This window comes from Variovorax sp. P4_B10, assembly GCF_056402375.1.
The window spans coordinates 14357-27427 of sequence record NZ_JBFUHN010000083.1 but is presented as its reverse complement, the minus strand read 5'-3'; the positions used below and the strand labels follow the sequence as shown (position 1 = coordinate 27427).

Annotated in this window: 12 protein-coding genes; 10 read left to right on the top strand and 2 right to left on the bottom strand. The window is 68.9% G+C overall.

Annotation, left to right across the window (positions count from 1 at the left end; all coding sequences use genetic code 11):
* Nucleotides 1-146: 146 nt before the first annotated feature.
* Genes cobO through AC1DXX_RS27915 form a run of 10 tightly spaced genes read left to right on the top strand, consistent with a single transcriptional unit; the run spans nucleotide 147 to nucleotide 9879 of the window.
* Complete coding sequence (gene cobO, locus AC1DXX_RS27960) at nucleotides 147-716, top strand: cob(I)yrinic acid a,c-diamide adenosyltransferase (protein WP_478137469.1); 570 nt, start codon at nucleotides 147-149, stop codon at nucleotides 714-716.
* 5 nt (nucleotides 717-721) lie between these two features.
* Nucleotides 722-1405 (top strand): 5,6-dimethylbenzimidazole synthase, encoded by a 684-nt coding sequence (gene bluB / locus AC1DXX_RS27955; RefSeq protein WP_478137468.1) that lies wholly within the window; start codon nucleotides 722-724, stop codon nucleotides 1403-1405.
* Entirely contained in the window at nucleotides 1405-1878 is a 474-nt protein-coding gene (locus tag AC1DXX_RS27950; protein WP_478137467.1) for a MotA/TolQ/ExbB proton channel family protein, read from the top strand. The genes bluB and AC1DXX_RS27950 overlap by 1 nt, the downstream gene beginning before the upstream one ends.
* Nucleotides 1875-2228, top strand: a complete 354-nt coding sequence (locus AC1DXX_RS27945; RefSeq protein ID WP_478137466.1) for a DUF2149 domain-containing protein — start codon at nucleotides 1875-1877, stop codon at nucleotides 2226-2228. The genes AC1DXX_RS27950 and AC1DXX_RS27945 overlap by 4 nt, the downstream gene beginning before the upstream one ends.
* A 26-nt stretch (nucleotides 2229-2254) precedes the next feature.
* Nucleotides 2255-6244, top strand: a complete 3990-nt coding sequence (cobN, locus tag AC1DXX_RS27940) for a cobaltochelatase subunit CobN (protein ID WP_478137465.1) — start codon at nucleotides 2255-2257, stop codon at nucleotides 6242-6244.
* Between the two features lie 21 nt (nucleotides 6245-6265).
* Complete coding sequence (gene cbiB / locus AC1DXX_RS27935) at nucleotides 6266-7240, top strand: adenosylcobinamide-phosphate synthase CbiB (protein WP_478137464.1); 975 nt, start codon at nucleotides 6266-6268, stop codon at nucleotides 7238-7240.
* Entirely contained in the window at nucleotides 7237-8256 is a 1020-nt protein-coding gene (locus AC1DXX_RS27930; RefSeq protein ID WP_478137463.1) for an aminotransferase class I/II-fold pyridoxal phosphate-dependent enzyme, read from the top strand. The genes cbiB and AC1DXX_RS27930 overlap by 4 nt, the downstream gene beginning before the upstream one ends.
* Before the next feature lie 20 nt (nucleotides 8257-8276).
* On the top strand, nucleotides 8277-8630 hold the full coding sequence (locus AC1DXX_RS27925; RefSeq protein ID WP_478137462.1) for a CidA/LrgA family protein: 354 nt from the start codon (nucleotides 8277-8279) through the stop codon (nucleotides 8628-8630).
* Complete coding sequence (locus AC1DXX_RS27920) at nucleotides 8627-9346, top strand: LrgB family protein (RefSeq protein ID WP_478137461.1); 720 nt, start codon at nucleotides 8627-8629, stop codon at nucleotides 9344-9346. Before AC1DXX_RS27925 ends, AC1DXX_RS27920 begins: the two co-directional genes overlap by 4 nt.
* Nucleotides 9347-9405: 59 nt before the next feature.
* Nucleotides 9406-9879 (top strand): OsmC family protein, encoded by a 474-nt coding sequence (locus tag AC1DXX_RS27915; protein WP_478137460.1) that lies wholly within the window; start codon nucleotides 9406-9408, stop codon nucleotides 9877-9879.
* Nucleotides 9880-10233: 354 nt separating this feature from the next.
* Here AC1DXX_RS27915 and AC1DXX_RS27910 read toward each other — a convergent pair whose 3' ends face one another.
* Together AC1DXX_RS27910 and AC1DXX_RS27905 are read right to left on the bottom strand one after the other, a co-directional pair.
* Nucleotides 10234-10866, bottom strand: coding sequence for an Isoquinoline 1-oxidoreductase subunit (locus AC1DXX_RS27910; protein ID WP_478137459.1), 633 nt, complete (start codon nucleotides 10864-10866; stop codon nucleotides 10234-10236).
* Nucleotides 10863-13067: a xanthine dehydrogenase family protein molybdopterin-binding subunit gene (locus AC1DXX_RS27905; RefSeq protein ID WP_478137458.1), complete on the bottom strand. Its 2205-nt coding sequence runs from the start codon at nucleotides 13065-13067 to the stop codon at nucleotides 10863-10865. The genes AC1DXX_RS27910 and AC1DXX_RS27905 overlap by 4 nt, the downstream gene beginning before the upstream one ends.
* Nucleotides 13068-13071: the final 4 nt, after the last annotated feature.

The window sequence follows — 13071 nt, the reverse complement described above, 5'->3', positions numbered from 1 at the left end:
AACCAGCAGCGTGCCCTCGTGCACAGGGCACCGGGTGCTCCCCGCAGCGAAATAAAGGAGGAGCGAAGCGGGGGACATTCGCGGAGGGGAGTACCCGGTGTCCTGTGCACGCGCCCCGAACAAAATCCCCCGAAATTGGAGACCCCATGCAAATAGAAACCCCTCCCAGCGAAAAGCCCTACGAAAAGCCCGAGGGCGAGCGCCGCGGCATCGTCATCGTCAACACCGGCGACGGCAAGGGCAAGAGCACCGCGGCCTTCGGGCTTGCGCTGCGCGCCCATGGCCGCGGCAAGGCCGTGAAGATCTACCAGTTCATGAAGGTGCCCTCGGCGCGCTTCGGCGAGCACCGCATGTTCGAGCAGATCGGCATTGCTATCGAAGGGCTGGGCGACGGCTTCAGCTGGAAGAGCCAGGACCTCGAACGCTCGGGCCAGCTCGCGCGCGACGGATGGGAGAAGGCGAAGGCGGCGATCCTGTCGGGCGAGTTCTTCCTCGTGGTGCTCGACGAGATCACCTACCCGCTGATCTACGGCTGGCTGCCGCTCGAAGGCGTGCTCGAAACGCTGCGCGCGCGGCCGAAGCATGTGCATGTGGTGCTCACGGGGCGGCGCTGCCCGCCCGAGATCGTCGAGCTGGCCGACACCGTCACCGAGATGACGATGGTCAAGCACGCGTTCAAAGCCGGCATTCCCGCCCAACGCGGCATCGAGGATTGAGTCCGATGTCGCAAGCCTTCGCGGCCGATGAGGTGAGGGCGGTGTACCGCGCCATCCGCGAGCGGCGCGACATGCGTCACTTCGCGGGTGGAGAGGTCGCGCCCGCGCTGCTGCGCAAGCTGCTCGAAGCGGCGCACCATGCGCCCAGCGTCGGATTCATGCAGCCCTGGCGCTTCATTCGCATCCGTGACACGGCATTGCGTCAACGCCTGCACGACAGCGTCGAGCGCGAACGCGTGCTGACGGCTCGCGCCCTCGGCGAGCGCGAAGACGCGTTCATGCGGCTCAAAGTGCAGGGCGTGCTCGATGCGGCCGAACTGCTGGCCGTGACGCTGGCCGACGGCCGTGAGCAGCATGTGTTCGGCCGGCGCACCTTGCCGCAGATGGACCTGGCCTCGGCGTCCTGTGCCATCCAGAACCTCTGGCTTGCGGCGCGGGCCGAAGGGCTGGGCATGGGATGGGTCTCGCTGTTCGATCCGGCCGAGGTGTCGGCCTTGCTGGGCCTGCCCGAGGGGGCTGAGCCGATCGCACTGCTGTGCCTGGGGCCGGTGCACGATTTCTACGAAGAGCCGATGCTGCAGCGCGAACGCTGGGCCCGGCGCGAGCCGTTGTCGGCGCTGGTGTTCGACGAATGCTGGGGCCGGGCGTCGGACCTGTTTCCAACCCCATCTTCCGTGGAGCCCGCCTGATGCTGGCCTTCGATACCGTCCTGTTCGAGCTGGCGCGCCTGTTCCTGTGGCCTGTGACGCTGGGCGTGCTGCTGTCCTTCGTCTACGCGGTGTACTGCCTCGGCGCCTTCGGCATCGAGTATCTGCAGCGCCGCCGTGATCCGTCGCGCGTGCTGGTGCTGCAGCATCACGCCGATGCAAGCCAGGAACAGATGGAACTGGTGGTGCTCAAGCAGCTCGAAGGCGTGCGCCTGTGCAGCCGCGTGGCGCCGATGCTGGGGCTGATTGCCACGATGATTCCGATGGGTCCGGCGCTCGTCGCCGTGGCCTCGGGCGAATCGCAAGGCGTGGCGCAGAGCCTGGCGCCAGCCTTCGCCGCCGTGATCGTGGCACTGGCCTCGGCCTCGATCGCCTTCGTGGTCTACACCGTGCGCCGGCGCTGGCTGATGCGTGAGCTGGTGGCGGTGCTCGATGCCAGGGATCGGTTGTCATGAGCCGCAGGCAGTTCTCGATCCTGAGCAGCCTCGACAGCGATGACGACGACCCGGTGCTCTCGACCATCAACCTGATCGATGTGTTCATGGTGGTGATCGGCATGCTGATGATCGCGGTCATCAACAACCCGATGAATCCTTTTGCGCAGGACAAGCTGACCATCATCCGCAACGAAGGCCAGCCGGACATGGAGATCATCACGCGCGAGGGCCGGAAGATCGCGCGCTTCAAGGCGAGCGGCGCGACGGGGCAGGGCGACGGCGAGAAGGCCGGCACCGCCTGGCGCCTGAAGGACGGCACGATGGTCTATGTGCCGGCGGATGCAGTGCCGGCGCAGGGCGGGAAGTGACGCGGGTTTTTCTTTGGCTCCTGTTCATGGGGCTCGGACTTTCCGCGCAGGCCGAGCCGGACGTGCCTTCGCGCATCGTTGTCCTGAGCACGTCGCTGGTGTCGCCCGCGCGCATCGTTCGGCTGCAGGACGCGGCCCACGAGGCAGGTCTGCCGTTGCAGGTGGTGTCCGCAGCGAAGGATTCGCCCGAAACGCTGGCCTCTGCGCTCGACGGGGCGCGGCTGCTGGTGATCGATGCGCCGCACATCAGCGTTGCGCAGGCGGCCGCGGCGCGTTTCGGCGATGTGATTGCGCGCAGCGCCACACCCCATGTGCTGATCGGCGAGTTCGCCCTCGTGGCCAAGGGGCAGGCTTCCGGCGTAGCTCCTCTTGCGGCCGAACGCGGTGTCGATGCAGCCTGGGCACAGCGGCTTCGCGAGTACTGGCGTTTTGGGGGGACGGCCAATCTTGGCGCGGCGATGAAGGCACTGGCGCAAATCGACGACCTGAACGGACTGCCGGCGCCTGTGCCGTTGCCACTCGCAGGCTTCTACCATCCGGTCTGGCCGCGCATCGAGACCGATATCGCAACGCTGGACCGGTTGCCCGGCACCGCCGGCACGGTCGCCATCGCCATCAACAGCGCCACCGTGACCGGCGACGACACCGGCTGGCTCGACCGGCTCATCGGCGCACTCGCGCAGCGCGGCCTGCGCGCCTATGCCTTCTACGGCCCGCGCCAGCAGAAGGACCTGTTCTTTCGCATGACCCATGCCGCGGGTGCGGACGAACGGCGCGTGGCCGACCTGATCGTCAACGCCTCGCTGGTCTTCAGTCCGAACGAACGCAAGGCCGAGCTCGAGCGCATCGGCGTGCCCGTGCTCCAGACCTTGCCTTCGCTCGCCATGGACGCCACGCAGTGGGCGCAGAGCAGGGACGGCCTGGCGCAGGCCGACATCGCGTCCTACTACAGTCCCAGCGAACTGGCCGGCATGACCGACCCGATGCTCGTCAGCGCCCGCGATGCCGCGACCGGCATGCTGCAGCCGCTGCCCGCGCAGATCGACGCGGTGGCCGGCAAGGCCGCTGCGCTGCTGCGGCTGCAACGCACGCCGGCGGCGCAGCGCCGTGTCGCGATGCTGGTCTACAACTACCCGCCGGGCGAGGCCAATTTCGGCGCCTCCTTCCTCAACGTGCCGCGCAGCGTGAACAACATGCTCGCCGCGATGAAGTCGGCCGGCTACCGCACCGAGACACCCGGCGCGGACGCACTCATCGCGCAGGTGCAGGCCACCATGAAGGCCTACTATCCGGCGGATGGCGGCGATGCGTTGCAGCCGCTGCTCGACAGGGATCTGGCCGCTTCGCTGCCGCTGTCGCGCTACCTCGCATGGTTTCGCGCGCTGCCTGCCGAAACGCAGCGCCGCATCGAGACCTACTGGGGGCCGCCGGAGAAATCGACGATGCTGCGGCCTGTCGCGGGCGAGCAGGCCTTCGTCATTCCGCGCGTCCCGTTCGGCAATGTCGTCGTGCTGCGCCAGCCGCCGCGCTTCGAGCCGGGGACGCAGGTAGCGGGCAAGGCCGAACAGGTCTACCACCGCTCGGCCATTCCGCTGAGCCACGGCTACCTCGCGACGTACCTCTGGCTGCGCGCGCAGTTCGGCGCCGGCGCGGTCGTGCATGTGGGCACGCACGGCACGGTCGAGTGGTCGGCGGGCAAGGAGCGCGGGCTTTCGGTGCAGGACGATCCGCTGCTCGCGCTCGGCGATCTGCCGAACGTCTATCCGTACATCATGGACAACCTCGGCGAGGCCACCACCGCCAAGCGCCGCGGCCGCGCGACCATGGTGAGCCACTCGACGCCGATGTTCGCGCCCGCCGGCTTCCGGCCCGGTGTGCAGGCGATGCACGAGCGCACGCACGACTGGGAAACGCTGTCGCCCGGCCCGGTGAAGGCCGCGATGGAAAAGCAGCTGACCGCGGAGTTCGTCGAACAGCACTACGACCGCGACCTGAAATGGACGCCCGCACGGATCCGCGCCGACTTCGCGGGCTTTGTCGCGGTGCTGCATCCGTACCTCGACGAACTGGCACAGACCGCGCAGCCGCTGGGCCTCGCGACCTTCGGGCAGGCGCCCGATGCGCAGCACCGCCGCATGACCATCCTGCAGATCCTCGGCAAGCCTGTGGCCGAGGCGCTGGGCGAGGACATCGACGAGGCCTTCTTGATCGACGCGAAGAACATCGCAGCCTCGCGTCCTGCGCGATGGGTCGAAGTGGCGCTCAAGGATGTAGACGCTGCGAGCGCGATGGGCGCGGATGCGGCGAAAGCCGAGGCACTGCGAAACATGGCCCTGCGCGCGCAGAAGATCGATGCCACGCTCGCGCACAACGAGGAGATCGAAGGCCTGCTCACCGCCCTCGACGGCCGCTACCTTCGGGCCAGCTACGGCGGCGACCCGGTGCGCAACCCCGACAGCCTGCCGACCGGGCGCAACCTCTACGGCTTCGATCCGAGCCGCGTGCCGACGCGCGCCGCATGGGAAACCGGTGTCGCGGCGATGGATGCCTGGATTGCAGACCACGCCAAAGGTCACGCCGGCAAGCCGCCGGAAAAGATCGCCTTCACGCTCTGGGCCGGCGAGGCCTCGCGCCACCAGGGCGTAATGGAGAGCCAGGCTTTCTACGCCATGGGGGTGAAGCCGCGCTGGGACGATGCCGGCCGCATGACCGGCATCGAGGTGCTGCCCGCATCGACCCTGAAACGGCCGCGCATGGACGTGCTGATCAGCGTCACCGGCTCCTACCGCGACCAGTTTCCCAACGTGATGCGCTGGCTCGACGAGGCGGTGCAGCAGGTGGCGGGCTTGCCCGAACCCGGCAACGCCGTTGCCCGGCACAGCGAGGTGCTGGCGCGCAAGCTCCGCGCGGAAGGCGCCACGCCGGCGGAGGCGAAGCGCTGGTCGACCGCGCGCGTGTTCTCGAACGAACAAGGCAGCTACGGCGCCGGGCTCGAAGAGGCCGCGCTCGCGAGCGACGTGTGGACATTGCAGCGCCGTGGCGGTGGCGATGCGCAGATGGCGCAGCTCTACACGGACCGCATGGGCCACGCCTACGGCAGGGGGCTCGACGGTGCGAGCCGCGCTGGCGCCTACGCGGGCAATCTCGCGCAGGTCGATGCGGCGCTGATGGCGCGCACCTCCAACCTTTACGGTGTGCTCACCAGCGACGATCCGTTCCAGTACCTGGGCGGCATCGCACAGGCCGTGCGCCAGCTCACCGGCAAGGACCCGGCGCTCTACGTGCAAAACCTGCGCGACGGCGGCGCGGTGCGCACCGACACCGCCGCCGGCGCCATCGCGCGCGAGATGCAGGTGCGCTACCTGCATCCGCAATGGATAGCGGCGCAGAAGGCCGAGGGCTACAGCGGCACGCTGCAGGTGCTGAAGACCGCGCAGTTCCTCTGGGGCTGGCAGGTCACCGCGCCCGGCACCGTGCGGCAGGACCAGTGGCAGTCGCTGCATGAGGTGTATGTGCGCGACAGGTACAAGCTCGGCACACGCCAGTGGCTGGAGGGCGACAACCGCGCGGCCTTCGCGCAGACGCTGGAACGCATGCTCGATGCGGTGCGGCTGAACTACTGGAAACCGGACGCCGCCACGCGGCGTGAACTGGCGCAGGCCTATGCGGAGGCGGTGCGTGCCACCGGACTGCGCGAGCGCAATGCGGCGGTGCAGCGGTTCGCACAGGCAGAGCTGTCGCCGCCCGCACCCCCGGTCGAGCACACGCCTGGTCCATCGGCCGCGCCTGCGGCCGCAGCGCCGCCGGCACCGGCACCGGCACCGGCACCGGCGACCGCACCGGCACAGGACGACACCGAGCCCGTCCGCGGCCTCAAGCTCGAACCCACGCCCGACAAGGCGCCGCAACCCCAGGCCGAGGCGCTCGTCTTCCGCCTCTGGGTCGCGCTGGGCGCAGCCTTGCTCGTCGCGCTCGGTGCGCTGGCACAGTGGCGGCGCGGCAGGGCAGCCGCCTGATTCGCGAGAATGGCGGCTCCCATGCCTCACGCTCACCTCGACCATGCCCTGGCCCTCGCCGCCGCGCTGTGGATCGCGCTCGCCGTCGATCGCTGGCTCGGCGAGCCGCCCGCGGGGTGGCACCCGGTGGTGTGGATGGGCAGGTACCTCGGCTGGATCGGTTCGCGCATGGCGCCTCGCGCGGGGCAGGCGGAGCCGCGTGACCTGCCGGCCTTCTCCATCGGGGCGCTGGCCTGGTGTGTGGGCGCACTGGGCGCCTGGGTCGTGGCCTCCGGGCTGCAGGGGCTGATGACGCAGTGGCTTCCCGCATGGGCCGTGGCGTTGCTGCTGGGCTTGCTGCTCAAGCCGCTCTTCGCGTGGCGCATGCTGCGCGACGAGGTGCTCGCGGTCGAGGCGGCGCTGGGCGTCTCGCTCGACGCGGGGCGCGCGCAACTGGGCCGGCTCGTGAGCCGCGACGTGAACCTGCTCGACGAGCGCGAGGTGCGCGAGAGCGCCATCGAATCGCTGGCCGAGAACCTCAACGACTCGCTCGTTGCGCCGGTGTTCTGGTTCGTGCTGTTCGGCTTGCCCGGTGCGGCGGTCTACCGCTTCGCCAACACGGCCGATGCGATGTGGGGCTATCGCGGCGAGCGCGGCGGCCGCGACTGGACGTGGTTTGGCAAGTGGGCCGCGCGCGCCGACGACCTGCTCTCGTGGCTGCCGGCGCGGCTCACCGCGTTGCTGCTCGCGCTGGCGGCATGGCGGTGGCCGGGCGGCCTGGCGCGCGAGGCGCGCCGCACGCCGTCGCCCAACAGCGGCTGGCCGATGGGGGCGATGGCGCTGCTGCTCGGCGTGCGGCTCGCCAAGCCGGGTGTGTATGCGCTGAACGGGGAAGGGCGGGCGCCTTCCGCCGCCGATACGCAGCGCACGGCGCAGCTGGGCGGCAGGGCGGTGCTGGCGTGGGCGCTGTGTGCATCGCTGGTCATCGTTGCGGCTGTCGGCACGAACTGGGCATGACGATGGATTCGCATGCCACCTTCACGCATGGCGGGCCGGACGAGGCTGGTGCCGCGCCACACGACTTCTCGACCAACGGCAACGCGTTGGGCTCCTGTCCGGCCGTGCTGGCCGCGTTGCGCGCGGCCGATGCCGCGCACTATCCGGACCCGCGCTACACCGCACTGCGGAGCAAGCTGGCCGCCTTCCACGGTGTGACGGCCGAACGCATCGTGATCGCGGCGAGTGCGAGCGAATTCATCCATCGCATCAGCGCCGCTGTCGCGCAAGGCGGTGGCCGGAAGGTCTGGTTGCCGAGGCAAAGCTACGGCGATTACGAGCGTGCGGCATTGGCGTGGGGACTGCAGGTGCTGCGCGCGCCCGAACCGCACGATGGCGCGGCGCTGCACTGGTGCTGCGAGCCGTCGAGTCCGCTGGGCTTGCCGCAGGTCGATCTCGCAGTGCATGCACATGCCGGCGGCGTCTGCGTGGTCGATATGGCCTACGAGCCGCTGCGCCTCGAAGGCCGAGCTTCGCTCGACGCCGCGCAGCGCAACCGAGTCTGGCAACTCTGGACACCCAACAAGGCGATGGGCCTCACCGGCATCCGCGCCGCCTATGCGATCGCACCCGACGACACCGCAGCCGCGCCCCTGATGCAGCGGCTCGAACGACTCGCGCCGTCATGGCCGCTCGGCACCCATGGTGTGGCATTGCTCGAAACCTGGACCGGCGACGAAGCGCAAGCCTGGCTGGCTCAAAGCCTGCAGACCCTGCGAACCTGGAAGTCACAGCAGCGCGCGCTCTGCAAATCGCTGAGCTGGCACTGCTTTCCCAGCGAGACCAATTTCTTCTGTGCGCGCACCGAGACTTCGTACTCGCGACTGGCCGTAGCCTTGCGCGCCGACGGCATCAAGCTGCGCGACTGTGCTTCCTTCGGCCTGCCGGGCCATGTTCGGGTCGGCGTGCTGCCCCCGCAGAGCCAGCAAGCGTTGAAGGAGGCCTGGACACGCGCAGCCGCTTCGGCCCAAGATTGAACGGACACCCTCACCGAAACATGCTCTCCGCCATCACCACGCTCTTCCTTTGCCAACTGGCCGGCGAACTGCTGGTGCAGTGGCTGGGCCTGCCGATTCCCGGTCCGCTGATCGGCATGGTGCTGCTGTTCATCGCGCTGCTCGTGCGCGGCGGCGTGCCCCAGGTTCTGAGCGACACCTCGGGCCACCTGCTGCGCAACCTCATGCTGCTGTTCATCCCGGCGGTGACCGGCGTCATGCTGCATTTCGAGCGGGTGGGGCGCGAATGGCTGCCGTTCCTCGCGGCCGGCATCGTGGGCGCAGCCTTCACGATGACCGTCACGGCACTCACATTCCGCTGGATGATCCGCATCACCGGAAAGAACGCCGAATGACCGCGCCCGCCAAGCTCTCCGAAATCTGGGTTTTTCTCGCGCAGTCGCCGCTGCTGTGGCTGTCGCTCACGCTGCTGGCCTACCTGGGGGCGCTGTGGCTGCACAAGCGCAGCGGCGCCAACCCGGTGGTCAATCCGGTGCTGGTGTCGGTGATCGTCATCGTCACCGTGCTGCTCGTCACGCGCACGCCGTACGACACGTACTTCGAAGGCGCGAAGTTCGTGCACTTCCTGATCGGCCCGGCCACCGTGGCGCTGGCCGTGCCGCTCTACAGCCAGGTCGGGCGGCTGCGGCGCCTGTGGCTGCCGATCGGCGTGGCGCTGCTGGTGGGTTCCGTGGCCGCGATCGTCTCGGCCATCGGCATTGCGTGGGCGCTGGGCGGCTCGCACGAACTGATGATGTCGCTCGCGCCCAAGTCGGCCACCATGCCCATCGCGATGGGCGTGGCCGAGAAGATCGGCGGCTTGCCGTCGCTGGCCGCCGCCGTCGCCGGCATCTCGGGCGCGATCATGGCGACCGGCCTGCTGAACCTGCTGCGCATCAAGGAGCCCGCGGTGCGCGGCTTCGCCGTCGGCATGGCGGCGCACGGCATCGGCACGGCGCGGGCCATCCAGGTGAACGAGACGGCCGGCGCGTTCTCGGCGCTGGCAATGGGCTTGAACGGGATCGCGACGGCGCTGCTGGTGCCGCTGCTGATCAAGCTGCTTGGCGCCTGACGAGGACGGAGCCTTCAGCGTCCCATCCATCCATTCATCCAACACGGGGAACAACGACCATGTCCGAATACACCGCTGAAGTGCTGTGGCAGCGAGGCGATCAGGACTTCCTGGCCAACACCTACAGCCGCAGGCATTCACTGCGTTTCGACGGCGGCGCGGAGGTCGCGGGGTCTTCGTCGCCGCATGTGGTGCCGCTCCCGTTTTCCGACGCGTCGGCCGTCGATCCGGAGGAGGCCTTCGTGGCCTCCCTGTCGAGCTGCCACATGCTCTGGTTCCTGACGATGGCGGTGAAACGCAAGTTCTGCGTCGACCGCTACTTCGATGCGGCGACCGGCGTCATGGAGAAGAACGCGGAAGGCAGGATGGCCATGACCGTGGTCACGCTGCGGCCGCAGGTGACGTTCTCGGGCGCGAACATGCCGACGCGCGAGCAGATCGATCACATGCACCATCGGGCGCATGAAGAGTGTTTCATCGCGAATTCGGTGAAGACCGATGTTCGCTGCGAACCGGTCTATCCGGCGCTGTAGCGAGGGCTGTCTGGGTTGCACGGCGCGGTATGCGGTCTTGTTCGGGGTGCGTGCACAGGCCACCGGGTACTCCCCTCCGCGAATGTCCCCCGCTTCGCTCCTCCTTTGTTTCGCTGCGGGGAGCACCCGGTGCCCTGTGCACGAGAGGCGCAGCCGTCGTGCCGGCGGATCAAACGCTGCGCTGAGCGATCACGCCGATGGTGTGCTCTGCGCAGCGAAATAAAGGAGGAGGCCTGCGGCCCTAGGCCGCGCCGGGGGACATTCGCGGAGCAGAGTACACCGTCGGCGGGATCGCGCCCTGAACAGCAGCAGCCCCCCAACGTGCCCCAAATAAATAGATCGCAGAACAGACTCTCAGGACTTCGGGCAATAGGCCCCAGCCTCCGCCCACGCGCGGATCAGCGCGCCGAACTGCTGCTGCGTGCCCGGCGCCGGCGTGCGGTTGGCGCCCGGCTTCCAGGCCCATCCGACCAGCGTGTCTTCCGACATGTGCTTGACCAGCGCGACAAGGTCCATGTTGTCGTTGCGCGACTTGTCCTTGATCTGCTCGCAGATCTGCGCAAGCGACTTGCCCTGCCAGGCCATCGAGGCCGGCGCGAGGTGCCACTTGGGATGGCCCGGCACGCCCGAGCTTTCGAAGTTCGCGGCCTGGTGGCATGTGGCGCAACGCATGGCCGGTGCGCCGAAGCCGTCGGGGCCGCGCACCACCCAGGGCTGGTGCGGGTTCATCGCGTCGGTCTGCGTGGGGCGTTCACCGCCGGGGTGGCAGTTCTGGCAGCGCGGGCTGTTGATGACCTTGCCGGCCTCGACGAAGAGGGCGGCTGCACGGTCCTGCTTGTTCTCGATGCGGTCGAACTCGGAGGCGGGCTTGAGGGTGGTGGGATTGGCCGGTGGTGCGAGTTGTGCCGGGGCATTGCCCGCGACGGCCAGCGAGAGCAGGGCGGCGACCCACAGGCCCGGCAGCGCGAAGAGGCGGCGCTTCATCATGCCTCCCCCCTGACCATCGGCAACTGCGAGGGCCGGGCCTTGCCGAGCCGCGCCAGCGCATTGGCCACCGCGGGGCCGATGGGCGGTACGCCGGGCTCGCCGACGCCCGTGGGCTTTTCTTTCGAGTCGATGATCTTCACCTCGATCTCGGGCATCTCCTGGATGCGCAGCGACCGGTAGGTGTTGAAGTTGCGCTGCACCGGCCGTCCCTCGTTGAGGCTGACCTGCGCGAACAGGATGTGGCCCAGCCCGAAGCCGATGCCGCCCTCCATCTGCGCACGCACGATGTCGGGGTTGACGACGGTGCCGCAGTCCACCGCGCACCACACCTTGTGCACGCGCGGCTCGCCGTTCTCGCCGATCGACACCTCGGCGATCTCCGCCACGAAGGTGCCGAAGGATTCGGCCACCGCCACGCCGCGCGCGCGTCCGCGCTCGGGTTGACTGCCCGACCAGTTCGCCATTTCCGCCACCGCCCGCAGCACGCCCGCATGGCGCGCCGACTTGCCCATGAGCGAGAGCCGTCCGTCGACCGGATCGAGCCCGGCCGTTTCGAGCAGCTGGTCGATGAAGCACTCGGTGGCATAGGCCGTGTGGGTGCTGCCCACCGAGCGCCACGAGGTGACCGGCACGGCGCCCTTGGCAATGTGCGCGTCGCAGCGGAAGTTGGGAATGTCGTAGGGAATGATCTTCGCGCCCTCGACCATCGTGCCGTCGATGCCATCCTTCATGAGCCCCTCGAAGGCGGTGCCGATGATGAAGGACTGGCCCACGATCGTGTTGCTCCACGAGGCCACCTTGCCGTCGCGCAGCACGCCGCGCAGTCGGTGCACGAAGGCGGGGCGGTAGAAGCCGCCGGTGATGTCGTCCTCGCGCGTCCAGACGATCTTCACCGGCTTGTCGGGGCCGAGCGCCTTGGCCGATTCGGCCAGGTCCAGGATCATGTCGTTGCCGAGGTCGATGCGGCGTCCGAAGCTGCCGCCCGCGAGCATGGTCTGGATCTCGACGTCCTCCGGCTTGATGCCGAAGACCTTGGCGATCTGCATCTGGTCGAGCGTCTGGATCTGGCTGCCGTAGCGCGCCTTGACGCGCCGGCCGTCCCACACGAGAAAGCCGTTGAGCGGCTCCATCGGCCCGTGTGCGAGGTAGGGAAAGACGTACTCGGTCTCGATCACGCGCTCGCCGGCGACCTTGGCCGCGACGTCGCCCCGGCTCGCGGCCACCGTGCCGGGCGAGCGGGCAAGCTTCCGATAGTCCTCGACGATCTGCGCGCTGCTGCGCTTCTCGGCGGCTGCGTCGTCCCACACGATGCGCAGCTTCTCGCGGCCCTTGATGGCGGACCAGGTGTCTTTCGCGTAGACGGCCACGCCGGCGGAGATCTGCTTCACGTCGACCACGCCGGTGACCGCGCGCGTGGCGGTGGCGTCGAAGGACGCGACCTTGCCGCCGAAGCGCGGCGCCCGCGCGACCACGACGGTGAGCATGCCGGGCTCGTGGATGTCCATCGAGAACTGCGCGGTGCCGTTGGTCTTGCCGGGTACGTCGAGCTTCTTCACTGCGCCTTCGCGCCCGATGAGGCGAAAGGACGACGGGTCTTTCAACGGCGCGTCTTGCGGCACGGGCAGCTTCGATGCCGCCACCGCGAACTGGCCGAAGCGGCCTTGCCGCCGGGAGGCCACATGGCGCAGCACGCCGCGCTCCACCGCGATGTCCGAGACGGGCACCGACCAGGCATTGGCGGCCGCCTGGACCAGCATCGCGCGCGCGACGGCGCCGGCCTGGCGCATCTGCTCGTACGAATTGGCCACGGCGCTCGAGCCGCCCGTGCCCTGCAGCGGTCCGAAGGAGAGGTTGTTGTAGAGCTTCGCATCGGCCGGCGCATGCTCGGCGCGCATCTGCGACCAGTCGGCGTCCATCTCCTCGGCCACCAGCGTGGTGAGGCCGGTCATCGGGCCCTGGCCGAATTCGATGTGCTTCACGAGCACGGTCACGGTGTTGTCGGTGGCGACGCGCACGAAGGCGTTGGGTGCGAGCGCGGTGGTCCTGGCCTTCGACGCAACGGCTTGCGCGGCGCGGGTCGTCGGTGTCAGGTACACGCCGACCAGCAGGCCGGTGGTGGCCTGGAGCAGGGCGCGGCGCGAAACGCCGGTGGTGCCGGTGGTTTCCGGTGCTTCGGGGAGCGGCGTGGTGGCGGTGTTCATCGCC